The sequence below is a fragment of the Anaeromyxobacter sp. K genome (genome assembly GCF_000020805.1).
GTDB classification, from domain to species: Bacteria; Myxococcota; Myxococcia; order Myxococcales; family Anaeromyxobacteraceae; genus Anaeromyxobacter; species Anaeromyxobacter dehalogenans.
Genome location: NC_011145.1, coordinates 3,493,430 through 3,516,449 on the forward strand (window position 1 = coordinate 3,493,430; position 23,020 = coordinate 3,516,449).

The window sequence follows — 23,020 nt, forward strand, 5'->3', positions numbered from 1 at the left end:
GGGATCGCGCCCGCAACGAAAGGGAGAGCATGACCAACAAGATGGATGAGAGGCTGGAGTCGATGTACCAGGACGTGCTTCGCCGCAACCCGGGCGAGGCCGAGTTCCACCAGGCGGTGCGCGAGGTGCTCGAGACGCTCGGGCCGGTCCTCGCGAAGTACCCCGAGTTCCGCGAGCGCAAGATCATCGAGCGCATCTGCGAGCCGGAGCGGCAGATCATCTTCCGCGTGCCGTGGCAGGACGACCGCGGCGAGGTCCACGTCAACCGCGGGTTCCGCGTCCAGTACAACAGCTCGCTCGGGCCGTACAAGGGCGGCCTGCGCTTCCACCCGTCCGTCTACCTGGGGATCATCAAGTTCCTCGGGTTCGAGCAGATCTTCAAGAACGCGCTCACCGGCCTGCCCATCGGCGGCGGCAAGGGCGGCTCCGACTTCGACCCGAAGGGCAAGTCGGACAACGAGATCATGCGGTTCTGCCAGAGCTTCATGACCGAGCTGTGGCGGTACATCGGCGACACCACCGACGTGCCCGCCGGCGACATCGGCGTGGGTGGCCGCGAGATCGGCTACATGTACGGTCAGTTCAAGCGCCTCACCTCGCGCTACGAGGCGGGCGTGCTCACCGGCAAGGGCCTCGACTACGGCGGCTCGCTGGTCCGCACCGAGGCGACCGGCTACGGCGCCACGTTCTTCGTGGAGGAGATGCTGAAGGTCCGGAAGGACTCCTTCGACGGCAAGCGCTGCGTGGTCTCCGGCTCCGGCAACGTGGCCATCTACACCATCGAGAAGATCACCCAGCTCGGCGGCCGCGTGGTCGCGTGCTCCGACTCCAACGGCTACATCCTCGACGAGAAGGGCATCGACCTCGACCTGGTGAAGCAGCTGAAGGAGGTCGAGCGGCGCCGCATCAAGGACTACGTCGAGTACCGCAGCCACGCGCGCTACGTCGCCGGCGGGAACATCTGGGAGATCCCGTGCCAGGTGGCGATGCCGTCCGCCACCCAGAACGAGATCAACGGCCACGACGCCAAGACGCTGGTGAAGAACGGCTGCATCGCGGTCGGCGAGGGCGCGAACATGCCCACCACGCCCGAGGGCATCAAGGTGTTCCTCGACGCGAAGATCTCCTACGGGCCGGGCAAGGCCGCCAACGCCGGCGGCGTCGCCACGAGCGCGCTCGAGATGCAGCAGAACGCGACCCGCGACAGCTGGACGTTCGAGTACACCGAGAAGCGGCTCGCGAACATCATGAAGAACATCCACCAGAACTGCTACGAGACCGCCGAGGAGTTCGGCGCCCCGGGCAACTACGTGGTGGGCGCGAACATCGCCGGGTTCATCAAGGTGGCGAAGGCGATGGTGGCGCACGGGTTGATCTGATCCTGAGCGCGTGGGCTCCGTCCCGCCGCGGCGGGGCGAGGCTTCGTGGTTCGAGGGCCCGGCGGCGACGCCGGGCCTTTTCTGTTCGTGGGGGGCGCGGCCTGCGAAGGTGCGGGAAGGCGGCAATGAGGGGGCGGCGGGGGTCGGGGGAACGGGCGCTTCGTGCTTCTTCGGGGCAATGAGGGTGCAATGGCGGTCGGGGCGGTTGCGCGTGACCGGAACCGGGGCTGCGGGGATCGGCTTGCGAGAGGCGCGCGGGCGGAGCGCGGGACGCGGCGCGGGGCTCGGCGCGGGGGCGCGGGGGCGCGGGGGCGCGGGGGGCGCGGGGGGCGCGGGGGGCGCGGGGGACGCGAGGGACGCGAGGGACGCGAGGGACGCGAGGGACGCGAGGGACGCGAGGGACGCGAGGGACGCGAGGGACGCGAGGGACGCGAGGGACGCGAGGGACGCGAGGGACGCGGGGCGCGAGGGACGCGAGGGCTCGGCGCGAGGGGCGCGAGGGGCGCGAGGCACGGGCGGTGCCGTGGAGCGCGGCTGCACCCGTTTGTCTATGGGTGAATGCTTGACGGGTTTGGGCTCGGGGCGGCTCCGGTGGACGAACGCGCTGGCGCACAGGGCCTCCGCGCTCGCGCAGAGTGGTGCTGCGGCGTTCGTCGGTGCGCCGAGGGGTCGCGGACCCCTGGCCGCGTTCTCTCGTCCTGGGCCATCCTGGCGCGTTTCACGGAGCGCGGAAATCGCGTGCGATGCTTCGTTGATGGACACCGCACTCGAGTTCACGAAGCGTCTCGCCTCGCTGCTCCGCTCGGAGCGCCACGCCATGGCGGAGTTCCTGGTGGCATTGGCGGACTTCGACCGCCGAGGGCTTTGGCGGGACCGGGGGCATACCTCGCTCTTCTCCTTCCTCCATCGGGAGCTGAAGCTCTCGGCGGGCTCGGCCCAGCTTCGCAAGACCGCGGCGGAGCTCATCCAACGGTACCCGGCGGTCGAAGACGCGCTGCGCGAGGGCAAGCTCTGCCTGTCCTCCGTCTGCGAGCTGGCCAAGGTGGTGACCACCGAGAACTGCGACGAGGTGCTGCCGCGGTTCTTCGGGCTGTCGAGCCGGGATGCGGCGGCGGTGGCGGCTTCGATCCGACCGGTGGAGAACCCGCCCCGGCGCGAGGTCGTGGTTCCGCTCCGGGCCGCTGTGGCTCCGGCGATCCCGGAGGCGGCCGCGCGCGACGCGGCGTCGCCGGAATCCATCCGGGTCGTTTTACTTCATGCGCATGAAACGCCACCCGAACCGGCGGTCGCCCCGGAGCTCGCCCCGGCTCCGTGCGCCGCGCCACCGGTTCCGAAGCCCAGCTCGGTGGACTGGCTCGACGGGGAACAGGCCCGCATGCACCTCACCGTCTCCAGGGCGTTCCTCGAGAAGCTCGACGCCGCGCGGGACGCACTGTCCCACGCCATGCCGGGCGCCTCCCGCGAGGACGTCCTCGAGGCGGCGCTCGACCAGCTCTTGGCGGAGCGCGGCCGGCGCACGGGGCTCACGGCTCGGCCGCAGAAGACCGTTCGGCCCTCGAAGCCGGATCACATCCCGGCCCACGTGCGCCGGGAGGTCTGGAAGCGGGACGGCGGGCGCTGCACCTTCGTGCTCCCGTCCGGCGAGCCATGCGGGTCCACGCACCGGCTCGAGCTGGACCATGTCGTGCCGCTCGCGCGCGGCGGGGCCTCGACGGTCGAGAACCTCCGCATCCGCTGCAAGGGGCACAACCTGGCGGAGGCGCGGCGGGTGCTCGGAGACGCCCTGATGGACGCGTACGCGCCGAGACGCCGCGGCGGCTCGCCCTGAGGTGCTCGCGCGCCCTGGCGGCTACCGCTTCGGCAGCGTGATCGGCACCTCGATCCGCACGGGCTCGCCCTCGAACCGCGGGAACGCCATCTGGCGCGCGGCGGACTTCAGGCAGGCGCCGAGCTCGGTGGACCCGATGGTCACGTCGTCGAACGTGGGGTACGTGGCCGCGCCGGCGGGCGTGATGGCGACGCGCAGGTTCACGGTGCGTCCATCCAGCGCCAGCCCGCGAGCGGGGCGCGCCTGGGCGAGGCAGGCGTCGAACCGCGGCCGCGAGGTCGCGATCACCTGCTGGATGCGCTCGGGCGTGAGGCCGGCGGACGCCTCGCCTGCGTCGTCGGCGGCCGCGGGGGGCGTGGCCTGGGCCCGAGACGGGCGGGCGGGCTCGGCGGCGGGGCCTGGCGCCGGCGCGGCTCGCTCGGGCGCGGGGGCTGCGGCCGGAGCCTCGGTGCCGGGCGCCGGTGGAGCTGCGCCGCCGGGCGCCGGCTCGGGCGTGACCGGCGCCGGGGGCAGTGGCGCGGGAGCAGCCTCGGGGGCCTTCGCGGCGGGCGCGCTGGCGGGGCCGGGCGGGCGCGCGGCCCCGGTGCGGCCGGCGCCGCGCCACACGGCCACCGCCACGATCCCGAGCATCACCAGCACGCCGATCCCGATGAGCTTCAGCGGGGCGCCGCGCTGCTCGGTGGGTGGCCGGGGGAGATCTGGAACGCGAGGCGTGGGCAGCGGCGGCGCGGGGGGCACCGCAGGCTCGGCCTCCACCGCGGGCAGCTCTCCGGTCCCCTCGTCACCGGACGGCGGCGGGCCGGAGCGGGGGCCGCGGGCGAGCGGGAGGCCGGTGCCGTCGCCCAGCGAACCCTCCTCGAACAGATCGACGTAGCCGGCGTCGCTGGGCTCGGGCTCGGCGCGCGGGTCGGGAGCGGACGCGGCGGGGACGGGCCTGGCACCGCTCTCGTCGAACGCCTGCGGCAGCGGCGGCTCGGCGGGCGGCGCTGGCGGGGCGGGGGGAACGGGCTCGACGGCATCGACCGCGGGCGGGGGCGCACTCTCGTCCTCGGGAGCAGGCGGGGACGGGATCTCCACCGCGGTGGCGGTCGGCGCCGGGGTCGGCGCGGGCCGCGGTGGTGGGGCGGCGGGGGGAACCGCGGCGCGACGCGGGGGCGCGCCGGCCGGGGTGCCGTCCGCACCGGCGGCGGGCCCCTTCAGCACGATGACGTGCCCGCACGCCCGGCACTTGAGCTTGTACACGCGCCCGGGCACGGGCGTGTCCGCGGTCGCGTACCGCTTGCCGCACCGGTCGCAGGAGAATTTCACGCGGGGATCCTACCGGCGCGATCGCGCGCTGCGCAAGCAACGGTCCCTGTCGCATGCCCGCGGGACCGCGCCGCGCCCCCCGGGCTACCCCTCGCCTCCTGCCGCACCATGACGCCCGCGCCCAGACGCCCGCGCCCACCACCTCCTGTCCTCCAAACCCTGCAGCCGCGCCGGCCGGAGCCGGGTCGTGACGCACCGTGAATCCCATCCCGCCGAGCCCCATCCTTGGCGGGCTCGCGAGGGGTGCATCGGGTTCCTTTCGGGCGCGCGCAGAGGGGGCGTCCGGGCCTGGCGCTGCCCCGCGGCCCGTCCGGCGTTATCGGCTCGGGATGACCGCCTTCCACCAGGATCCCCCGGTCCTGCCGCACGCCTTCGACGCCGACCCGCTCCTGCAGGAGTATCTCGCGAGGACGCTGCCGCCGGAGGTCCTGTCCGAGATCTCGCCGGAGCTGCGCGAGCTTGGCGCGCTCGCATCGGGCCCGCTCGCGGCGCAGCAGCTCGCCGAGCGGCTGGTGGAGCCCACCCTCGTGCAGTGGGATCCCTGGGGGCGCCGCGTGGACCGCATCGAGCCCACGCCGCTGTGGCGCGAGGCGGCCCGGCTCGCCGCACGCCATGGGCTCGTGGCGGCGGCCTACGAGCGGCGCCACGGCGTCCTCTCGCGCGTGCACCAGATGGCGATGGTGTACCTGCTCGAGCCCTCGATGGACGTGTACGCGTGCCCGCTCGCCATGACGGACGGCGCGGCGCGCACGCTGCTCGACCTCGCCCCGCGCGCGCTGGTGGAGCGGGCCGTCCCGCGCCTCACCTCCCGCGATCCGGCGCGCACGTGGACGAGCGGCCAGTGGATGACCGAGCGCGCCGGCGGCTCCGACGTGTCCGGGACCGAGACGGTGGCCCGCCCCGACGGCGAGGCGTTCCGGCTCTGGGGCACGAAGTGGTTCAGCTCCGCCACCACCGCGGAGATGGCGCTCGCCCTGGCGCGCCCCGAGGGCAACCCGCCCGGCTCGGCGGGCCTGGCCCTGTTCTACCTGGAGACGCGCTTGCCGGACGGCGCATCGAACGGGATCCTGGTGAACCGGCTGAAGGACAAGCTCGGGACGCGCAAGCTCCCCACGGCCGAGCTGACGCTGGACGGGGCGCTGGCGCTCCCGGTGGTGGGGCTCTCTGGCGGCGTGCGCGCCATCAGCCCCATGCTGAACGTGACCCGCACCTGGAACGCGCTCGTCGCGGCCGCGTACATGGCGCGCGCGGTCGCGCTGGCGCGCGACTACGCCGGCCGGCGGCGCGCCTTCGGGACGCCGCTGCGGGCGCGCCCGCTCCACGCCGACACGCTGGCGGCCCTCGAGGCCGAGCGCGAGGCGGGGTTCCTGCTCGCGTTCCGCGCGGTGGAGCTGCTCGGGCGCGCCGAGGCGGGCGAGGCCGATGCGGGCGCGCGCGCGCTGCTCCGCGCGGTGACGCCGCTCGCGAAGCTCACCACCGGGAAGCAGGCGGTGGCGGTCGCCTCCGACGCGATCGAGGCGTTCGGCGGCGCCGGCTACGTGGAGGACACCGGCCTGCCGCGCCTGCTCCGAGACGCGCAGGTGCTGCCGATCTGGGAGGGGACCACGAACGTCCTCGCGCTCGAGGCGCAGCGCGCGCTCGCCGCCGAGGGCGCGGCCGAGGCGCTGGCGGCGGAGATCCAGGAGCGGCTCTCGCAGGCGCGCGACCCGGCGCTCCGCCCGGCGGTGCAGGCCGCCACCGGCGCGCTCGCCCGGGCGCGGGCCGCGCTCGCGGCGGGCGACGCCCCGGAGGTGCGGGAGGCGGGAGCGCGCCGGCTGGCGCTCACGCTCGGGCGGACGCTGGCGCTCGCCCACCTCGCTGCGCACGCGCAGTGGGCCCTCGACGCCGGGCGCGGGCGCCGCGCGACGGCCGCGGCGCGCCGGTTCGCCCGCAACGGCGTGGACCTGCTCGGCCCCGCCGGCGAGGACCTGGAGGACTCGGCGCTGCTCGTCGCCGCGCCCGACGCCTGACGGCTACTCCATGGCCGCGCCGGGCTGCCCCGCCGCCGCGGCGGCGTCCTGCAGCACGACCGTCTTGAGGTTCACGAACTCGCGGATGCCCTCGCGCGCCAGCTCGCGGCCGTACCCCGAGCGCTTCACCCCGCCGAACGGGAGCCGCGGATCCGAGGCGACCATCGCGTTGACGAACGTCGCGCCCGCCTCCAGCTCGTCCACGAAGCGGTCGCGCTCGGCCGGCTCGCGCGTCCAGACGCTCGACCCGAGGCCGAACGGCACGTCGTTGGCGATGGAGATGGCCTGGTCGACGTTGCGCGCGCGGAACAGCAGCGCCACCGGGCCGAAGATCTCCTCGCGGTAGGACGGCGAGGTGGGCGGCACGTCGGCGATCACGGTGGGCGGGTAGTAGAACCCGCGTCCGCCCGACGGCGCCCCGCCGAGCAGGAGCCGCCCTCCCGCCTTCACCGCCGCGTCCACCTGCTCCGAGAGCTTCCGGAGCTCCGCCTCGCTCACCACCGGCCCGACGTCGGTGGCGGCGTCGAGCGGGTCGCCCACCTTCAGCGCGGCCATGCGCTTCACGAACGCCTGCTCGAAGCGCTCGGAGATCGCCTCGTGGACGATGAAGCGCTTGGCCGCGATGCAGGACTGGCCGTTGTTGATGGTGCGCGCGGTGACCGCGGTGGCCACCGCCGCGTCCAGGTCGGCGGACGGCATCACCACGAACGCGTCGCTGCCGCCCAGCTCCAGCACGGTCTTCTTGATGACGCGGCCGGCCGCGGAGGCCACCGCGCTGCCCGCGCCCTCGCTGCCGGTGAGGGTGGCCGCCGCGATGCGCGGGTCCTCCACGATGCGCTGCACCCGCGACGAGCCGACCAGCAGCGTCTGGAAGCAGCCCTCCGGGAACCCGGCCTCGCGGAACACCGCCTCGATGGCGAGCGCCGACTGCGGCACGTTGGACGCGTGCTTCAGCACGCCGACGTTGCCGGCCATGAGCGCCGGCGCGGCGAAGCGGAACACCTGCCAGAAGGGGAAGTTCCAGGGCATCACCGCCAGCACCGGCCCGATGGGCAGGCACCGGGTGTACGACCGCGCGGCGCTCGAGGGGAGCACCTCGTCGGCGAGGAACCGCTCCGCGTGCTCGGCGTAGAAGCGGCAGACCCAGGCGCACTTCTCGGCCTCGGCCACCGCCGAGCGGAGCGTCTTGCCCATCTCCAGCGTCATGGTCCGGCCGAGCGCGTCCTTGCGCGCCTCCAGGACCTCCGCGGCGCGCTGCATGCGCCCGGCGCGCTCCGCGAGCGGGACGCGGCGCCAGGACCGGAACGTCGCGGCCGCGAGCGCGAGCCGCCGCTCCAGCTCGGCGTCGGCGATCTCGTCGAAGCGGGCGAGCACCTCACCGGTGGCGGGGTTCACCGACGACATGGTGGCCATGGGCGTCCCTTCCTTTCGTGGAGCGTGCTGCGCGGATGGTAATGTGGCGCGGATGCCCACAGATACCACGCCCGCGGGCCGCCGGCCGCCCGGCGAGGCGTCCGGCGGGCGGTGCGCCGGCGACCGCGCCTGGACGACGGCGGCGGTGCTCGCGGCGCTGGGGTGGGCGCTGCTGGTGGCGGCGAGCCCGCCCCGGTTCTTCGCCTGGGCCACGCCGCTCGCGCTCGCGTGGATGGCCCTGTCCCTCGCCGGCGCGCCGCCGGGGCTGCGGGCCAGGCTGCGTCCGCGCGGCACCGACGTGCTGCTGGGCCTCGCCGTGGCGGGCGCACTCTACGTCGGGGCCCGCGCGTTCCTGTGGGCCGGCTGCGGCGGGGCCACCGACGCGCTGTGCGCGCCCACCGCCGCCATCTTCGAGCGGTTCCGCACCCGGGCGCTCGGGCCCGGGCTGGCCATCGCGCTCGCCATCGCGCCGGCCGAGGAGGCGTTCTGGCGTGGGCTGGTGCAGGCGCGCCTCGCCCGGCGGCTCGGTCCGGCGCGGGCGGTGGCGGCCGCGACCGCCCTCGCCGCGGCGCTCGCGCTCGCGAGCGGCGAGGGGCTGCTCGCGCTCGCCGCGCTGCCCACCTACGCCGCGTGGGGTGCGCTGGCGGCGTGGCGGGGCAGCCTGGTGCCGGCGCTCGTGTCGCACTCCGCCTGGAGCGTGCTCATCGCGACCGTCGCTCCCCCGGGCTGACCGGCCCGAGACGCGGCGCGCAGCGGTCCACCAGCGCCTCCTCGACCGCCGCCAGCGCGCCCCGCAGCCCCTCGCCAGCGGCCTCGCCGGCGAGCGCGCGGCGCGCGGCCTCGTCGAACGCCAGGGGCGCGGGCAGCCCGGCGAGCTCCCAGAAGCAGGCGTCGCGCGGGAGGAGGTCGGTCGCCAGCCCCTGCACCAGCTCGCGCACCACCCGCCAGTCCGCGCCGGAGATCAGCTTCAGCCACAGCATGGAGACGCGTGGCACCGGCAGCGGCACGCGTGCGGCGGGCAGGCGCCGCCCGCGGAGCGCGGCCACCCGCTCCAGGATCTCCCGCACGGCCAGCACGTCCGGGCCGGGCACGTCGTGGACCGCGCTCGCCTGCAGCGGCAGCTCGAGCCCGGCCACCAGCGCGCCCACCACGTCGCCGATCCAGACCGGGCAGGTGCGCGAGCGGGCCCACGCCGGCAGCAGCATCACCGGCAGGCGCATCGCCAGGTCGCGCACCACCTGCCAGGAGGCGCTGCCCGCGCCCACGATCATCGACGCGCGCAGCTCCAGGGCGGGCACGCGCCCGGCGCGCAGCACCTCCCCGACCGCGAGGCGGCTGGCGAGGTGCCGGGAGGGCGTTCCCTGCGGCGCGACGCCGCCCAGGTACACGATGCGTCCCGTCCCGGCCCGCTCCGCCGCCCGCGCGAACCCGGCTGCGGTGCGACGCTCCTCCTCGACGTAGTCGCCCCGGCCCGCGGCCATCCCGTGCACCAGGAAGTACGCCGCGTCCACGCCCTCCAGCGCGCGCTCGAGGTCGGCCGGACGCCGCACGTCCACCGCCATCCACTCCACCGTCCCGCCCGGCCCGGCGCGGCGGCGGCGACTCGTGGCGCGGACCCGGTGCCCGGCCGCGGCGAGCGCCGGCACCAGCGCGCTCCCCACGAAGCCGGTCGCCCCGGTCACGAGCACGGTGCGGTGGACTGGGGGCATTCGAGCATCCTTCCGCGCCGCGACCGGCCCGCGCCACTCCCGTCGGGAGGGGCCGCGCGGCGTTCACGGACCGTGGCGCTCCAGGTACCGGCGCACCGGCCACTTCCGCGCGGTGTTCGCGGAGGACATGTAGCGCACCGTGCCGAACACCGGCCGCTCCGGGCCCCAGGGCCGGTCGTAGCGGCCGAGGCACCAGGCGACGCCGGCGACCGAGCTCGGATCGCGGCCGTCCAGCGCGTGCCGGTCGTTCAGCTCCAGCATGGTCGCGTGCGCCTCCTCGGGCGTCGGGCTCCATTCCAGGATCTTCTTGCCCCAGAGCATGCGCAGGTAGCCGTGCACCACGCCCTCGCGCAGGAGCTGGCGCTGGGCGGCGTTCCAGAGCGGGTCGTGCGTCTCGGCCGCCTCCAGCGCGGCGCGCCCGTAGCTCGCCGGGCGCGGGTCGGCGGCGTGCCGGGCCAGGGTCGCGCGCGCCCAGGCCGGGAGCGACGCGTACGCGCGGTGGTCCGGGACGTGCGCGCAGGTGACGAACGCGAGCTCGCGCCAGGTGAGGAGCTGATCGAGGAAGGCCTCGGCGGAGGGGGACAGCGCCCACCAGCCGGCGCGGGCGCCCCGGGGCGGCGCGGCGACCGCGGGCGGGGTCCAGCCCTCGCGGCGCAGCACCGCCCGCAGGACCTCGAAGCTGCTGACGTGCCCGAAGTGGAGCCAGGGCGAGAGCCCGCTCGATCCCCGCGGCTCGTCCGGCGCGTTGCGGCGCTCGGAATAGCCGTCGAGCCCGTCGCGCAGGAACGCCGCGAGCCGCCGCCGGGCCGCCACGCTCCCGCCGCGGCCCGCCGGCGGGACCCCGTGATCGATCGGGAGGCCCGCGGCGAGCGCGGCCGGGCGGTCCAGCTCCGCGCCGCGGGCGGCCGGCCAGCGCCGCCGGATCTCCACCGGCACCGACGCACCCCAGGGCGGCGGCGCGCGCGCGAGCGGGTCCTCCGCCGGCAGGCGATCCAGCCACGCCGGCAGCGTGCGCTGGAGGTGCCGCCGGTAGGCGTGCGCGGTGGGGAAGTCCTTGCCGGCCAGGCGGAACGGCACCACGCAGCTCGCGTCCACCGCCTCCAGGCGCACGTCGAGGCGCGCCGCCGCCGCGTGGATCGCCTGCGCGGGGAAGCCGGTGGGGAAGTCGTCGGCGATCACGGCGCAGGCGCGCGCCGCGAGCGCCTCGAGCAGCCCGTCCCCCTCCCCCGCGCGCCGCTCCACCCACGGGTGGTACAGCGCCCGTCCGGCGAGCGCCGCGGCGTTGTCGCGCATGCCCTCCAGCAGGAACGTGTGGAGCCGGTCGCTCGCGTGCGGGTACCCGCACCGCAGCGGCTCGAGCACCAGCACCGGCCGGCCCAGCTCCCGGCCCAGCTCCGCGGCCCGCTCGAGCGCGGGGTTCGAGCGGGTCCGCCGCGCGCTCGTCATCCAGTGGAGCACCACCGCCCGCTCCGGGCGGAGCGGCGCGGCGTTCAGGGCGCGGATCCGCTCGGCGGGGACGGGCATGCGGCTCACGCGTGGTTGCGGAGCATGAGCTCCTTGGGATCGGGATCCAGGTACACCTGGCCGGCGAGGTACTCGAGGCCCTGGGCGCGCACGTGGTGGCGGAGCAGCGTGAGCGGCACGATGCGCGGCACCAGCCCGCGGCCGAAGTCGGCGATGCTCTCCTCCAGCTCCTTGCGGTCGGCGGCGGGGAGCCGGTCGCGGAGGTAGCCGGCCGCGTGCTGCAGCACGTTCACGTGGCGGCCGCGGGTGGCGGGCACCTTCAGCGCCGCCATCAGCCCGGCCCCGTACGCCTCGACGTCGGCGCGGATCGCGCCCCTGCGCAGCCCGCCCACGCGCGCGCCCAGCGCCCGGTACGCCGCGGGGCTGTGCGCGAGGAGCGTCAGCTTGTGCGCGGTGTGGAACGCCACCAGCGCCCCGCGGGTCATCCCCGCGGCGACGGCCTCCTTCCAGCGCGCGTACGCGAACACCCGCTCCACGAAGCCCTCGCGCAGCGCCGGGTCGTGCAGCCGGCCCTCCTCCTCCACCGGGAGCAGCGGGAACGCCTCCATCAGCACGCGCGCGAACGCGCCCACCCCCTCGCGCCGCGGCGGCCCGCCCTTCGCCGGGTGGACGCGCACGCGCTCCATCCCGCACGACGGCGAGTCCTTCTTGGTCACGTAGCCGGAGAGGTCCTCGCGCGCGAGCGCGGCCACGCGCCGCTCCGCGAAGGCCCGCATGGCTTCGGTGTGATCGAGCCCGCTCCGCTCCGCCACGAGCGCCGGCGCCGCGGGCCGGCCCACCAGCCGGATCGGCTCCCGCGGCACGCCCAGGCCCAGCTCCAGCTCCGGGCACACCGGCACCCATTCCACGAACGGGCCCAGCACCTCGGTCAGGAAGTCGTCGCGCTTGTGCTGCCCGTCGTAGCGGACCTCCTGGCCGAGCAGGCAGGACGAGACGCCGAGGCGGAGCTTCGGGCGGGCCATGCGGCCAGCGTAGACGAACGCGGCCGCCGCCGCACCGCCGCGGGGCGCGTCCGCCGCCCGGGGGAGCGCGCGGCCGGCGCTACCAGAGCCAGGTGGCCGGGTTCGGGACCGGCTGGCGCTGGTCCAGCCACCTCAGCCCCTTGACGCAGCGGATCACCAGCCAGACCGCCACGAACAGCAGGATGAGCGCGCCGATCCCCACGATCGTGAGCAGGCCGCCGACCACCGCGTAGAGCAGGCCGATCCAGAACGTCCGGATCTGGAACCGGTAGTGCGTCCGCAGGCCCTCGGGCGCGTCGCCCTCGTTCACGTACGCCATCACCACGCCGATGAGCGTGGTGATGCCGGCCGCGAAGGACAGGAGATAGAGGACGTAGACGATCTTGGCGGTCGACTCGGTGTTGCGCGGGGCGGCGGGCGTCGGGACGGGCGCGGTCGGTTCCATGGCGTGGGGCCCGGGCCGGAGGGCGCGGGGCGCGGGATTCTAGCCCGGTTCGCGGCGCCCGGGGGGCGCCGGACGGGCGTGGCCTGCGGTCACGCCTCCCTGCGGCCGATCAGGATCCCGGCGGCGAGGCCGGCGACGAGCGCGGTCAGGCCCCCGATCCGCCGGCGGCGAGGCGGCGCACGCAGGGGCGCCGGGGCTGCCCGGGCCGGCCCGTCGGGCGCGGACGCCCGCGCCACCGGTCCCATCCCCGTGTCCTGCATGGACTTCGCCCCCTCGCGCTTCCCCTCCGGCGAGCGGTGCTCGATGAGCGCGTTGATCTCCGCCCCGACCAGCAGGACCAGGGCGGAGAGCCACATCCAGAAGAGCAGCACGATGACGCCGGCGATGGAGCCGTAGGTCTTGTCGTAGTGGCCGAAGTTCGCGACGTACTTGCCGAACCCCCACGACGCCAGCACCCAGAGCACGACCCCGAACACCGAGCCGGGGGTGATGAACTTGAACCGCTGCTCCACGTCGGGCAGCACGTAGTAGAGCAGCGCCCACAGGAACATCATCACCAGCGCCGCGACCGGGAGCCGCAGCCACAGGATGGCCGCGCCGGCGCGCCCGCCGATCGCGTTCGCCAGCGGCTCGGTCGCGACCGCCGCCAGCGCGCCCACCAGCGCGAGCACCCCCGCCACCACCGTCATGAGCAGGGCGATGGCCCGGACCTTCCAGAACGGCCGCGACTCGCCCACGTCGTACGCGGTGTTCAGGGACCGCATGAGCGCGAGCGTGGCGCCCGACGCAGCCCAGAGCGCGCCCAGCGCGCCGAAGCCGAGCAGCGTCACGTTCTGCTGGGCCCCCAGCTGCTGGATGCGGTCGCCCACGATCTTCGTCACCTCGCCCGGCGCGACCTGCGCGAGCTGGTGCACGAGCTGCTGCGCCTGGGCCGGCGTGATGACCACGCTCGCGAGGGCCACCAGGAACAGCAGGAACGGGAACAGCGCCAGCACGCCGTAGTAGGTGACCGTGGCGGCCAGGTCGGTGACGTTGTCGTGGTCGAGCTCGTGGTAGAGCCCCTTGCCGAACTCCCTCCAGCTCATGCCGTCGCCGGGCAGCCGCATGCCGATCCCCCCGTGCCGCTGAAGATGGTCACGCGGGGGAGCCGGCGCGGGCCGGACCCGCGCCCACCGGCCGAGGGAGCGGGCGTGCGCGGCGCGGGCGGGCGGGCGGCAGGGCACGCGTGCTCCGGCGCGCGCCTCACCGCCGGCGGGCGCGCGCGGTCTCCACCAGGAACCACACGCCGAGCACGATGAGCATCGGCAGGATCAGCCGCGGCCTGCGCGCCACGACCGCGATCACCACCGCGAGCAGGAGCGCGAGCGGCCAGCTGAGGCGAACCATGGGGCGCATCCTACCCCGCCGGCCGGCGCGACGGCGCGCCGTTCGCCCCGGCGAGCGCGCTTCACTGCTCGTCACGCGGGCGGGGGCGCGGGGTCCTCCTCCTCCGCGACCAGCCGGAGCCCGGCCGGGAGGCTCTCGCCGAAGATCCGCTGCTCGGCCTCCGCGCTCGCCTCGACCACCTCGCGCACCGGCCGTGCCTGCTCCTCCGGGACGCCGGCGGCCGCGAGCGCGGCCAGCGCCCGCGCGCGCGCGGCCTCGCCCACGTCGCGGACCCGATCGCCGCTCCGGCGGGCGAGCTGCCCCAGCGCGAACGCCACCTCCCGCGGCGGCGCGGCCGCGAGCAGCCGGTCGATCCAGGCCTCCGCGACCGCGGGCGGGACCACCTGGTGCACGCTGGCGTGGAACGGGACGCGCGCGCCCAGGCGGCCGATCGCCCAGAGCAGGTGCGCCGCCGGGCCCTCCGCCTCGGCGCGCGCGAGCAGCCAGCCGCCGAGCTCCTCCTTCTCCGCCGGATCGATCCGCTCGAGGCTCCCGGCGAGCCGGACCATCTCGTCCTCGGCCATCGGCCGGACCCCGGCCACCTTCGGTGGCGGGCGGCGGGGATCGCGCGGCCGGAGGAACGGCCGCACCGTCTCGAGCAGCCGCCGCTGCGCGGCGGCCTCGAGCCCGCCGGCGATGCGCCGCCAGGTGACCCACCAGGCCGCCCAGGCGCGCGCGTCGCCCTGGTACTGCAGCCCCTCGCCGAACGCCTTCCAGGTCTCCCCGGCCCGCCAGGCGTCGAGCGGCGCGCCGAAGCCGGGGCGCAGGCAGAAGCCGGTGAGCTGGAGCCAGGTGCGCTCGTGGTCGGCGGTCCGCCGCCGCCGCCCCCGGCCCGCGTGCAGCGCCGCCCACAGGTCGCGCACCACCGGCGTGGACCAGGCGTCGCGCGGCCCGAGGACCTTCTCCAGCGCCCGGAGCAGCCCCTTCACCTCCTTGCGCTCGACCGTCCCCTTCCTGCCGTAGAACAGGTCCACCAGCGCGTGCGCCTCCTCGAGCCCGCGCGGCACCGCCGCCGTCTCCGCGGGACGTGCCGGCGCCGCCGCGTCGGCGGCGCCCGCCCGCAGCGAGAACTCGAGCCGCCAGCGCGCGTCGCGATCGGTGGCGGCGCACCACAGCTCGAGCGTCCCGATCTCGGTGAGCACCGCCTCGAGGCGCACCGGCACCTCGGCGTCGCCCTGCCCCGGCGCCGAGAGCACCGTCTCCACCGGCGGCAGCGGCACCAGGTCGTCGCCGGGCTCGACCACGTCGCCCGGGCCCTCCAGCCGCGGCGCGGACGACGCGAGCAGCGCGAAGCGGACCGGCCGCCCCAGCGCCAGCCGGAACGTGCGCGGCACCGCGACCCGCGTCCCCTCCTCGGCGTGGCGCGGCACCACGCAGAGCGCCCGCTCGCCCTCCGGCGCGGCGATGCCCACGTAGAACGCCCGCGGGGTGCCGCCTCCGATGCGCAGGCCCACGCCGCGCCGGGCCAGCGCCGACAGCGCCGCGCCGCGCGCCACCGCGAGATCGAGCGCGGGGCTGGCGAGGGCGCGCACCGGCGGCGCGCCCGGGAACAGCGCGGACACCGCCTCGGCCAGGCGCGCACGCACCTCCGGCGCCGCGAAGGTGCCGCCGTTGAGGAGCACCGCGTCCGGCCGGGCCGGCCCGCCCCCCACGGCGCCCGCCTCGGCCGCGTGCAGCGCGAGGAACGCGGCGACGTGGCGGGTGACCGCCGGGTCCGGCTCGTAGGGCAGCCCCAGCTCCGCCAGCCCGGCCGTGCGCGGCGCGCGGCGGGGGCGGTCCCCCGGACCGACCCGAGGGAAGAAGCCGTCCAGCACCAGCGCGCGCACCTCGTCGCGCGTCAGCTCCGCCGAGACCGCGCCGGCGACGAGGCGGCTCCCCGGGCCGGCCACGGCCACCGGGACGCGCTCCGGGCCGCCCGCCGCGAGCAGCCGCTCCTTCGCGAGCCGGCAGGCCTGCACCAGCGCGCCGAAGCGCGCCGGGTCGAGCCGTCCGCCCAGCCTCCCCTCCACCGCCCGCGCCAGCGCCAGGTCCACGTTGTCGCCGCCGAGCAGCAGGTGATCGCCGACGGCGATGCGGGTGAGCGCCGGCCGTCCGTCGTGCACCTCGGCGCGGACCAGCGTGAGGTCGGTGGTGCCGCCGCCCACGTCCACCACCAGCACCTGCGCGGCGCCCTCGCCGCCGGGGAGGCCCAGCGCGGCGCCCAGGTCGGCGCGGTGGCGCGAGGCCCAGTCGTGGAACGCGGCCTGCGGCTCCTCGACCAGCGCCGCGCGCGGCAGCCCCGCGTCGCGGGCGGCCGCGAGGGTCAGCTCGCGCGCGGCCGCGTCGAACGACGCGGGAACCGCCAGCGTCAGCTCCTGCTCGGCGAGCGGTGCGCCGGCGTGGGCGGCCTCCCAGGCATCGCGGAGGTGGCCCAGGACCAGCGCCGAGGCGGCCACCGGCGAGATGCGCGGCACGCCCTCCGGGGCGCCCCAGGGAAGGATCGGCGCGGTCCGGTCGGCCCGGGGGTTCGCGAGCCAGCTCTTCGCCGACGCCACCAGCCGGCCCGGCACGCGGGCGCCCTGCTCGCGCGCCAGCTCGCCCACCACGATGGCGCGCTCGCCCCAGGGCAGCCGGGTGGCGGCCGGCGGCAGCTCCGGGCCGGGCAGGTAGGCCGAGGACGGCAGCAGGCGCCGCGGCTCCACCTCGCCCGGCCGGACCAGCTGCGGGACCGGCAGCGCCTCGACCGCCTCGGCGAGGTCGCCCGCGCGCGCGAGGTCCACCGAGGCGAGCGCGGAGTTGACCGTGCCGAGGTCGATGCCGACGACGTAGCGCGGGCCGGACATGTGGCGCCGGATCAGGCGGGCGGGGCCGCCGGCTCCGGCTCGCCGCCGGCGCCAGGCGGCTGGCGCAGGTTCCACTCCAGCGACCAGCGCTCGTCCGGGCCGACGCAGTCCAGCTCCAGCGTCCCGATCTCGGTGACGTGCGCGCGCAGCCGCACCGGCACCACCTCGCCCGCCGGGCGCGTTCCGGCGGCGATGGTGGCGGTCACCGGCGGCCCCTCCTCGAGGGAGCCGGCGTCCTCCACCACGTCGCCGGGCCGGTCGTCGCGCCGGACCGAGGAGCTGAAGAGCCGGAAGTCCACCGGCTCGCCCACCACCAGCCCGAGCGGCTCGCCCGGCAGCTCCGCGCGCGTGCCCTCCTCCATGCCCATGGGCGCGAGGCACACCGCCCGGAGCGGCGGCGCGACGCCCGGCACCGCCGGCATCGACGCCTCCACGCCGACGTAGTACGCGCGCGAGGTGCCGCCCCGGATCCGGATCCCGTGGCCGGCGCGGACGCGCCCGTACACCGCCGCGCCGCGCGCCACCGCCAGGTCGAGATCGGCGGCCGGCAGCACGCGGGGCGGCGGCGCGCCCTCGGCGGCGAGCCAGCCCGCCAGCACCTCCACGACGCGCGCGGCGAGCGGCGGGGCCTTCATGACGCCGCCGTTGAACAGCACGGCCGTCGGGTGGAGGAACGCGCCGCCCGCGAGCGGGACCTCCGCGTGCCCGCCCGAGCCGAGCGCGGCGCGGTGGCGGGCGAGGAACGCGGCGAGGTGGCGGGTGATGCCCGGGTCCGAGGCGTACGGCAGGCCGAGCGTGGTGAGCGCGACCCGGCGCGGCGCCTGCGGCCTCGCGTCCGCGTCCACGCGCGGGAAGAAGCCGTCGGTGAGCACCGCCTCCAGCTCGGCGCGGGTCAGCGCGGTGCGCAGCGCCCCGCCCACCAGCGAGGAGCCGCGGCCGGGGATGGCGACCGGCAGCTCGTCCAGCGACGGATCCGCGAACAGCGCCTCCTTGGCGCGCCGGGCGGAGTGCCCCAGCGCGAGCAGCTGCCAGCGGTCCAGCGTGCGCCCGTCGCGCTCCAGCCGCCCCGCGAGCGCGTGCGCCAGCGCGAGGTCCATGTTGTCGCCGCCGAGCAGGATGTGGTCGCCCACCGCCACGCGCTCGAGGCCGAGGTCGCCGCCGCGGTCCACCACCGCGACCAGCGAGAGGTCGGTGGTGCCGCCGCCCACGTCCACCACCAGCACCAGGTCGCCGGGCCGGACCGCCTTGCGCCAGCCCTCGCCCATCGCCTCCACCCACGCGTAGAGCGCGGCCTGCGGCTCCTCCAGCAGCACCACCTGCGGCAGCCCGGCGAGCCGCGCCGCCTCCACCGTCAGCTCGCGCGCCACGGCGTCGAACGACGCGGGGACGGTCAGCGTCACCCGCTGGGCCGCCAGCGCGCGGGCGGGATCCCCGGCGGCCACCTCGCGGTCCCACGCCGCGCGCAGGTGCGCGAGGTAGCGTGCCGAGGCCTCCACCGGCGAGACGCGCGGGACCTCCGCCGGCGCGCCCGCCGGCAGCGTCGCGGCGCGCCGGTCGAGCGTGGGGTGGGAGAGCCAGCTCTTCGCGGAGGAGACGAGGCGGATCGGCGTCTGCGCGCCCAGGTCGCGCGCCAGCTCGCCCACGAGCTCCCCCGCGGCGTCCGGCGCCCACGGCAGCCCGGCCGCCCCCGCCGGCAGCTCCGCCGGGTGCGGGAGGTACAGGAACGACGGGAGCAGCGGGCGCGGCTCCACCTCGCCCGGGCGCACGAGCTGCGGGATCGCGAGCGCCTCGGCGCGCGCGCCGTCCGGCGCGGGGCCGGCGTCCAGCGCGCGCCAGGCGATGGCGCAGTTGGTGGTGCCGAGGTCGATGCCGACCGCCAGCGGGGCGTCCGCCATCAGCCGTCCCTCACAGCTCGATCTCGGCCGGCGCCACGACGGTCAGGTCCTTGCCGTCGGGCGGCGGCGGCAGCTTCACCTCGCGGGCGCGCCAGCCGTGGTGGCGCAGGGCACCCTGGAACGGCGGCTGGCCGACCACGTTGCCGCTCAGCCGGATCGCGCCCGCGTCGAAGCCGGCCGCGACGGTGACGCGCGCGCCCTCCGCCTCGCGGAACACCGGCTCGAGCTGGAACATCGCCTCGATCGCGCGCTTGCACCCGGCGTGAACGGTCCGCGCGGCGGCGCCGATCGACGCGTCCGGGAAGCCGGTGAGGTCCTCCTCGAGGAAGTCCACCAGCCGCCCCTCGCGCTGGAGCGCCGCCAGGAGCTGGAGCGCCGCGGCGCGCGGGTCGGCGCGCGGAGGCTCCGGGGCGCGGACGGCGGCCGCCGCGGACTTCTCCGGCACCGCCCTTTCGGCGGCGGCGGGCCTCGCGGGCGCCGGCGACGCGGCCGGCGGCGGGATCGGGCCGACGGCCCCGGGCTTCGCCGGCTCGGGCGCGGGCGTGCGCGTGGAGGACGGCGCCGCGACCGTGGGCGGCGGCGCAGGGGCCCGCTCCGGCGGCGTCGGCAGCGGCGCGGGCGGCGCCACCGGCGGCGTCGCGACCGGCGGAGGCGCTGCGTGCCAGGGCTCGGGAGCCGCGGGCCGGGGCGGCAACCCCTGCGCACCCTGCGTCACGCGGAGCATGTGGACGGCGCGGGCCACGTCGGGCCGGAAGAGGACGGCGAAGAGCGCCCAGAACGCGAGGACCAGGCGCTGGACGGGCGTGAGCTCGAGGGGATCGGACATGGAGGACACCGTACGGCGGGCTGACCCGCGATGGAGCGTCCGGCCGGGTTCCCTCACATGCGGGGAACCCGCCCGAACCTTCGTGGCCGGGAGACGCTGGAATGTGCGGCCGGACGGCGCCTCGAGCGAGCCCTGACGGCGGGGGTCCGGGCGGGCGCTCGGCGGCCGACGCGCCCCGCACCGGACGGGCGATTCACCCCGCGCGTGCGCAGATCCCTCGCGTGCGCCTCCTCACCGGCACGAGCGGCTGGAGCTACCCGGCCTGGCGCGGGACGTTCTACCCGGCGGGCCTCCCCTCCGGGCAGATGCTCCCCGCCTACGCGGCGCGGCTCAGGACCGTGGAGGTGAACAACACGTTCTACCGGATGCCCGGCCCCGAGCTGCTCGCGGGCTGGCGCGCGGCCGTGCCGCCCGGCTTCACCTTCGCGCTGAAGGCGCCCCAGCGGATCACGCACCGCCTGAAGCTGGTGAACGCCGAGGCCGCGCTCGCCTGGTTCCTGCGCGCGGCGGCGGAGCTCGGCCCGGCCCTCGGGCCGATCCTGTTCCAGCTGCCGCCCTCGATCCGTCTCGACCTGGCGCTCCTGCGGGAGTTCCTGTCGCTGCTGCCTCGGGGCGGCCGCTTCGCCTTCGAGCTCCGCCACCCGAGCTGGCACGCCGACGCGGTGCGGTCCGCGCTGGCCGAGGCCGGGGCCGCGCTCTGCATCACCGACGCGGACGAGGGCTCGACGCCGCTCGCGGCCACCGCCGGCTTCGGCTACCTGCGGCTCCGGCGCACCGAGTACGGCGACCCGGCGCTGCGGTCCGCCCTGCACGCCATCGCGGCGCAGCCCTGGGCGGAGGCGTACGCGTACTTCAAGCACGAGGACGAGGCGCGCGGGCCGGCGCTGGCGACGCGCCTCGCCGAGCTGGCCGCCGAGATGGGCCTCGGGGCCGGCGCGGAGGCCGGCGCGCCGTGACCGGGCGCAGCTACGCGCCGTCAGCGGGCGCAGCTACAGGTTGACGCGCACCATGCCGGACGCGGGGTAGCGATCGCCGGCGGCGGCGCCCTTCGGCGCCACCTGGTCGATGGCGGCGAGGTCCTCGGGCGTGAGCCGGATCGAGGCCGCGGCCACGTTCTCCTCCAGGTGCCGGCGCGTGGTCGTGCCGGGGATGGGCGCGATGTCGTCTCCCTTGGCGAGGACCCAGGCCAGCGCGAGCTGCGAGGCCGAGACGCCCTTCGCGCTCGCCATGTCGCGGATGCGGTCCACCAGGTCGAGGTTCCGCTGGAAGTTCTCGCCCTGGAAGCGCGGCGAGGTCCGCCGGAAGTCGCCCTCGGGGAGATCGTCGGGCGAGCGGAACCGGCCGGTGAGGAAGCCGCGGCCGAGCGGGCTGTACGGGACGAAGCCGATGCCGAGCTCGCGCAGGGTGGGCAGCAGCTCGTCCTCGGGATCCCGGCTCCACAGCGAGTACTCGGTCTGCAGCGCCGAGATCGGGTGCACCGCGTGCGCGCGCCGGATCGTGCCCGGCGCGGCCTCGGAGAGGCCGAGGTAGCGGACCTTGCCCGCCTTCACCAGGTCGGCCATCGCGCCGACGGTGTCCTCGATGGGCACAGTCGTGTCCACCCGGTGCTGGTAGTAGAGGTCCACGTGGTCCACCCCGAGCCGCCGCAGCGAGCCGTCGCAGGCGGCGCGCACGTACTCGGGTCGCCCGTTGATGCCGACGAAGGTGCCGTCGGCGCGGCGCTCGTTCCCGAACTTGGTGGCGAGCACCACCCGGTCGCGGCGGTCGCGCACGGCCCGCCCGACCAGCTCCTCGTTCTTGAACGGACCGTACATGTCGGCCGTGTCGAGGAAGGTGACGCCGAGCTCGATGGCGCGGTGGATGGTCGCGACCGACTCGCGCTCGTCGGCGCCGCCGTAGAAGTCGCTCATGCCCATGCAGCCCAGGCCGACGGCCGAGACCGTGAGCCCCTGCGTGCCCAGCGTGCGCCGCTCCATGTGATGGCCTCCGGCCGCGCCGGAGGGCGCGGCGGGGCGACTCATAACCGCCCGCGCCGCGCTCCGCCGCGTCATCCCTGCGCGACCGCGCGGACGCCCGGCGCGCCCCCGTGCGTTCGCGCGTACACCTCGAGGATCTCGGCCGGCGTGAGGTCCGTCCCGCGCGCCTCCGCCATGCCCTGGATCACCGCCGCGAAGCGGACCAGCTCCTCGCGCCCGAGCGTGATGCCGCCGTGCTCCTCGAGCACCCAGCCCACCCCGCCCTTCCCGGACTGGCTGTTCACCCGGATGACCGCCTGGTACGTGCGGCCCACGTCCGCCGGATCCATGGGCAGGTACGGCATCTCCCAGCGGTCGCCGCTCGTGCGGCGGAGCGCGGCGAAGCCCTTCTTGATCGCGTCCTGGTGCGAGCCGGAGAACGCGGTGTAGACGAGCGCCCCGGCGTAGGGGTGGCGCGGGTGCACCGGCATCCGCGTGGCCCGCTCCGCCACCTCGACCAGCGCGTCGAGGTCGGCGAGGTCCAGGCCGGGATCGACGCCCTGCGTGTGCAGGTTGAGCGCGAGCGTCACCAGGTCCACGTTGCCGGTGCGCTCGCCGTTCCCGAACAGCGTGCCCTCCACCCGGTCGGCGCCCGCCATCACCGCCAGCTCCGCCGCCGCCACCGCGGTGCCGCGGTCGTTGTGCGGGTGCACCGAGAGCACGTAGCGCTCGCGCCCCTGCACGTGCCGCGCGAACCACTCGACCTGGTCCGCGTACACGTTCGGCGTGGACATCTCCACCGTGGCCGGCAGGTTGAGGATCACCGGCCGCTCCGCCGAGGCGCCCCACGCGTCCATCACCGCCTCGCAGACGTCGGCGGCGAAGTCGAGCTCGGTGCCGGTGAAGCTCTCCGGCGTGTACTCGAGGATCACCTCGGTCTCCGGCAGCTCCTCCGCCAGCCGGCGGGCGAGCCGCGTGCCGTCCACCGCGATCTGCCGGATCCCGGCCCGGTCCTTGCCGAACACGACGCGCCGCTGCAGCTCGGACGTCGAGTTGTACAGGTGCACGACCGCACGCGGCGCGCCGCGGATCGCATCGAAGGTCGCGCGGACGAGGTGCTCGCGCGCCTGCGTGAGCACCTGGATCGTCACGCCGTGCGGGATGCCGCGCTCGACGAGCTCGCGGACGAACTCCCGCTCGGGCCGGGAGGCGGACGGGAAGCCCACCTCGATCTCGCGGAACCCCGCGCGCACCAGGGCGTCGAACAGCAGCCGCTTGCGCTCCGGGCCCATCGGATCCTCGAGCGCCTGGTTCCCGTCCCGGAGATCCACCGAGCACCAGCGGGGCGCGCGCTCGATGCGGCGCGACGGCCAGCGCCGGTCGGCGAGCGCGACCTGCGGGAACGGGCGGTACTTGTGGGCGGGCATCCTCGGCATGACGTGATTCCTCCGGCGGGTGGGGGCCGGGAGGTCTCTGTTCGTCTTGCTGGGAGCGGTGACCTCTCCGGCCGTGGGACGGCG

At 76.6% G+C, this 23,020-nt stretch carries 18 protein-coding genes; 5 read left to right on the plus strand and 13 right to left on the minus strand.

Annotated elements, in window-relative coordinates:
• Positions 1 to 29 precede the first annotated feature (29 nt).
• Positions 30 to 1,379: an NADP-specific glutamate dehydrogenase gene (gdhA, locus tag ANAEK_RS15690; RefSeq protein WP_012527113.1), complete on the plus strand. Its 1,350-nt coding sequence runs from the start codon at positions 30 to 32 to the stop codon at positions 1,377 to 1,379.
• 754 nt (positions 1,380 to 2,133) lie between these two features.
• Positions 2,134 to 3,207, plus strand: a complete 1,074-nt coding sequence (locus tag ANAEK_RS15695; protein WP_012527114.1) for an HNH endonuclease — start codon at positions 2,134 to 2,136, stop codon at positions 3,205 to 3,207.
• Positions 3,208 to 3,228: 21 nt separating this feature from the next.
• On the opposite strand, the gene ANAEK_RS15700 is transcribed toward ANAEK_RS15695, so the two are convergent.
• Positions 3,229 to 4,515, minus strand: a complete 1,287-nt coding sequence (locus ANAEK_RS15700) for a zinc-ribbon domain-containing protein (RefSeq protein WP_012527115.1) — start codon at positions 4,513 to 4,515, stop codon at positions 3,229 to 3,231.
• A gap of 329 nt (positions 4,516 to 4,844) precedes the next feature.
• Between ANAEK_RS15700 and ANAEK_RS15705 the strand changes: the two genes are divergently transcribed.
• Positions 4,845 to 6,524 carry an acyl-CoA dehydrogenase family protein gene (locus tag ANAEK_RS15705; protein WP_012527116.1) on the plus strand — a complete coding sequence of 560 codons (1,680 nt, stop codon included), beginning with the start codon at positions 4,845 to 4,847 and terminating at the stop codon, positions 6,522 to 6,524.
• A 3-nt stretch (positions 6,525 to 6,527) separates the two neighbouring features.
• On the opposite strand, the gene ANAEK_RS15710 is transcribed toward ANAEK_RS15705, so the two are convergent.
• Positions 6,528 to 7,937 carry an NAD-dependent succinate-semialdehyde dehydrogenase gene (locus tag ANAEK_RS15710; protein ID WP_012527117.1) on the minus strand — a complete coding sequence of 470 codons (1,410 nt, stop codon included), beginning with the start codon at positions 7,935 to 7,937 and terminating at the stop codon, positions 6,528 to 6,530.
• A gap of 52 nt (positions 7,938 to 7,989) precedes the next feature.
• Here ANAEK_RS15710 and ANAEK_RS15715 point away from each other — a divergent pair, with 52 nt between their 5' ends.
• On the plus strand, positions 7,990 to 8,667 hold the full coding sequence (locus tag ANAEK_RS15715) for a type II CAAX prenyl endopeptidase Rce1 family protein (RefSeq protein ID WP_012527118.1): 678 nt from the start codon (positions 7,990 to 7,992) through the stop codon (positions 8,665 to 8,667).
• Here the strand turns inward: ANAEK_RS15715 and ANAEK_RS15720 are convergent.
• The 9 genes from ANAEK_RS15720 to ANAEK_RS15755 all read right to left on the minus strand — a co-directional run bounded on the left by ANAEK_RS15720 (position 8,639) and on the right by ANAEK_RS15755 (position 19,545).
• The gene (locus tag ANAEK_RS15720; protein WP_012527119.1) at positions 8,639 to 9,646 is read right to left on the minus strand and encodes an NAD-dependent epimerase/dehydratase family protein; all 1,008 of its coding nucleotides are present in this window, start codon (positions 9,644 to 9,646) and stop codon (positions 8,639 to 8,641) included. The two genes, ANAEK_RS15715 and ANAEK_RS15720, sit on opposite strands and share 29 nt — an antisense overlap.
• Before the next feature lie 63 nt (positions 9,647 to 9,709).
• Entirely contained in the window at positions 9,710 to 11,170 is a 1,461-nt protein-coding gene (locus ANAEK_RS15725; protein WP_012527120.1) for a deoxyribodipyrimidine photo-lyase, read from the minus strand.
• A 5-nt stretch (positions 11,171 to 11,175) separates the two neighbouring features.
• The gene (locus tag ANAEK_RS15730; protein WP_012527121.1) at positions 11,176 to 12,132 is read right to left on the minus strand and encodes a DUF523 and DUF1722 domain-containing protein; all 957 of its coding nucleotides are present in this window, start codon (positions 12,130 to 12,132) and stop codon (positions 11,176 to 11,178) included.
• A gap of 79 nt (positions 12,133 to 12,211) precedes the next feature.
• Positions 12,212 to 12,577 (minus strand): membrane protein, encoded by a 366-nt coding sequence (locus ANAEK_RS15735; protein WP_012527122.1) that lies wholly within the window; start codon positions 12,575 to 12,577, stop codon positions 12,212 to 12,214.
• 89 nt (positions 12,578 to 12,666) lie between these two features.
• Complete coding sequence (locus ANAEK_RS15740; protein ID WP_012527123.1) at positions 12,667 to 13,683, minus strand: YihY/virulence factor BrkB family protein; 1,017 nt, start codon at positions 13,681 to 13,683, stop codon at positions 12,667 to 12,669.
• 136 nt (positions 13,684 to 13,819) lie between these two features.
• On the minus strand, positions 13,820 to 13,963 hold the full coding sequence (locus ANAEK_RS23045; RefSeq protein WP_012527124.1) for a hypothetical protein: 144 nt from the start codon (positions 13,961 to 13,963) through the stop codon (positions 13,820 to 13,822).
• Between the two features lie 71 nt (positions 13,964 to 14,034).
• Positions 14,035 to 16,824 (minus strand): Hsp70 family protein, encoded by a 2,790-nt coding sequence (locus ANAEK_RS15745; protein WP_012527125.1) that lies wholly within the window; start codon positions 16,822 to 16,824, stop codon positions 14,035 to 14,037.
• 11 nt (positions 16,825 to 16,835) lie between these two features.
• Positions 16,836 to 18,719: an Hsp70 family protein gene (locus ANAEK_RS15750; RefSeq protein WP_012527126.1), complete on the minus strand. Its 1,884-nt coding sequence runs from the start codon at positions 18,717 to 18,719 to the stop codon at positions 16,836 to 16,838.
• A 10-nt stretch (positions 18,720 to 18,729) separates the two neighbouring features.
• Positions 18,730 to 19,545 (minus strand): DUF2760 domain-containing protein, encoded by an 816-nt coding sequence (locus ANAEK_RS15755; RefSeq protein WP_012527127.1) that lies wholly within the window; start codon positions 19,543 to 19,545, stop codon positions 18,730 to 18,732.
• Between the two features lie 221 nt (positions 19,546 to 19,766).
• Between ANAEK_RS15755 and ANAEK_RS15760 the strand changes: the two genes are divergently transcribed.
• Entirely contained in the window at positions 19,767 to 20,501 is a 735-nt protein-coding gene (locus tag ANAEK_RS15760) for a DUF72 domain-containing protein (protein WP_012527128.1), read from the plus strand.
• A 33-nt stretch (positions 20,502 to 20,534) separates the two neighbouring features.
• Here ANAEK_RS15760 and ANAEK_RS15765 read toward each other — a convergent pair whose 3' ends face one another.
• A complete protein-coding gene (locus ANAEK_RS15765) occupies positions 20,535 to 21,521 on the minus strand; it encodes an aldo/keto reductase (RefSeq protein WP_012527129.1) in 987 nt (328 codons plus the stop codon).
• 71 nt (positions 21,522 to 21,592) lie between these two features.
• Positions 21,593 to 22,936, minus strand: a complete 1,344-nt coding sequence (locus ANAEK_RS15770) for a 2-isopropylmalate synthase (RefSeq protein ID WP_012527130.1) — start codon at positions 22,934 to 22,936, stop codon at positions 21,593 to 21,595.
• Between the last annotated feature and the right edge of the window lie 84 nt (positions 22,937 to 23,020).

Excerpts from the sequence above, each read along its gene's own strand:
- ANAEK_RS15755 (WP_012527127.1), bottom strand. The coding sequence starts at position 19,545 with ATGTCCGATCCCCTCGAGCTCACGCCCGTCCAGCGCCTGGTCCTCGCG.
- ANAEK_RS15725 (WP_012527120.1), bottom strand. The coding sequence starts at position 11,170 with ATGCCCGTCCCCGCCGAGCGGATCCGCGCCCTGAACGCCGCGCCGCTC.
- ANAEK_RS15730 (WP_012527121.1), bottom strand. The coding sequence starts at position 12,132 with ATGGCCCGCCCGAAGCTCCGCCTCGGCGTCTCGTCCTGCCTGCTCGGC.
- ANAEK_RS15695 (WP_012527114.1), top strand. The coding sequence starts at position 2,134 with ATGGACACCGCACTCGAGTTCACGAAGCGTCTCGCCTCGCTGCTCCGC.
- ANAEK_RS15750 (WP_012527126.1), bottom strand. The coding sequence starts at position 18,719 with ATGGCGGACGCCCCGCTGGCGGTCGGCATCGACCTCGGCACCACCAAC.
- ANAEK_RS15705 (WP_012527116.1), top strand. The coding sequence starts at position 4,845 with ATGACCGCCTTCCACCAGGATCCCCCGGTCCTGCCGCACGCCTTCGAC.
- ANAEK_RS15745 (WP_012527125.1), bottom strand. The coding sequence starts at position 16,824 with ATGTCCGGCCCGCGCTACGTCGTCGGCATCGACCTCGGCACGGTCAAC.
- ANAEK_RS15765 (WP_012527129.1), bottom strand. The coding sequence starts at position 21,521 with ATGGAGCGGCGCACGCTGGGCACGCAGGGGCTCACGGTCTCGGCCGTC.
- ANAEK_RS15715 (WP_012527118.1), top strand. The coding sequence starts at position 7,990 with ATGCCCACAGATACCACGCCCGCGGGCCGCCGGCCGCCCGGCGAGGCG.
- gdhA (WP_012527113.1), top strand. The coding sequence starts at position 30 with ATGACCAACAAGATGGATGAGAGGCTGGAGTCGATGTACCAGGACGTG.
- ANAEK_RS15770 (WP_012527130.1), bottom strand. The coding sequence starts at position 22,936 with ATGCCGAGGATGCCCGCCCACAAGTACCGCCCGTTCCCGCAGGTCGCG.
- ANAEK_RS15740 (WP_012527123.1), bottom strand. The coding sequence starts at position 13,683 with ATGCGGCTGCCCGGCGACGGCATGAGCTGGAGGGAGTTCGGCAAGGGG.
- ANAEK_RS15710 (WP_012527117.1), bottom strand. The coding sequence starts at position 7,937 with ATGGCCACCATGTCGTCGGTGAACCCCGCCACCGGTGAGGTGCTCGCC.
- ANAEK_RS15720 (WP_012527119.1), bottom strand. The coding sequence starts at position 9,646 with ATGCCCCCAGTCCACCGCACCGTGCTCGTGACCGGGGCGACCGGCTTC.
- ANAEK_RS15735 (WP_012527122.1), bottom strand. The coding sequence starts at position 12,577 with ATGGAACCGACCGCGCCCGTCCCGACGCCCGCCGCCCCGCGCAACACC.
- ANAEK_RS23045 (WP_012527124.1), bottom strand. The coding sequence starts at position 13,963 with ATGGTTCGCCTCAGCTGGCCGCTCGCGCTCCTGCTCGCGGTGGTGATC.